The organism is Photobacterium sp. DNB22_13_2 (assembly GCF_052873915.1).
Genome location: NZ_JBNNXU010000072.1, coordinates 1 through 349 on the forward strand (window position 1 = coordinate 1; position 349 = coordinate 349).

Sequence of the window (349 nt, forward strand, 5' to 3'; positions counted from 1 at the left end):
GCCCCGGACTGATCGATGCGCAAGGGCGTGTGCGCGACCTAAGCAGTGTGCTGAGTGACGTGGGGCCGCAGCAATTGTCCGATGCAGCCTTGGCGCAACTGGCGCAAGTCGATATGGCGGCGCTGCCCGTGGTACAGGACGCGCGCTTTGGCGTGCCATGGCGCGGCATCGGCAAGATCATCGCCATCGGCCTGAACTATGCCGACCATGCCGCTGAAGCCGGCATGCCGCCGCCTGCGGAACCGATTGTCTTTCTTAAGGCCAACAGCGCGTTGAACGGCCCAAACGATGCCGTCATGCTGCCGCGCGGTTCGGAGAAGACGGACTGGGAAGTCGAGTTGGGTGTGGT

General features: G+C 63.9%; 1 protein-coding gene. It reads left to right on the forward strand.

The annotated features are described in order from the left end of the window. On the forward strand, positions 1-349 hold a 349-nt coding region (locus tag ACVA58_RS27830; protein ID WP_446513488.1), incomplete at both ends, for a fumarylacetoacetate hydrolase family protein.